We start from the raw sequence: 541 nt of genomic DNA, 5'->3' as shown, positions 1-541 counted from the left end.
AGCCAATAGGCATCATCGGTATGACGGACATTGTCCGTTACGAATCTCAAAACAGCTTGTTGCTGGTGAGCTCGATTTTCCAACAGACCAGTGTGGAGGATCTCAAACAAGTTTCCCTGCAAGTGAAAGATTGTTTTGTTCGCATGGTCAATGAAGACGCCAACGCACACATGATTGGACGAGCGATGTCGGTGATTGGCAGCAGCTTTAAGCAACGATTAGCGGAACTCGCCGAGCAAGAGCTTGGTCCCGCCCCAATTCCATACTGTCTGGTTGCGATGGGATCGATGGCGCGAGATGAGCAGCTCATTGTCACTGACCAAGATAACGCGCTGATTCTTGATGACAGTTACGATCCTGACAAGCACGGCGAATATTTCGCGCAGTTTGCGAAATTTGTATGTGATGGATTGGCGGCATGCGGCTATACCTATTGTACGGGCGACATTATGGCTACCAATCCTGAATGGCGAAAAACCAAATCGCAATGGGAAGAGTGCTTTGGCGATTGGATCGATCATCCGACGCCAGAGAGGTTGCT

At 49.5% G+C, this 541-nt stretch carries 1 protein-coding gene; it reads left to right on the top strand.

Annotated elements, in window-relative coordinates:
• Nucleotides 1–541: DUF294 nucleotidyltransferase-like domain-containing protein (locus tag R7O13_RS30180; protein ID WP_318305635.1), on the top strand; the 541-nt coding region annotated here is incomplete at both ends.

It is taken from the genome of Vibrio sp. Y176 (assembly GCF_033438945.1).
This window is presented reverse-complemented; position numbering and strand designations above follow the sequence as displayed.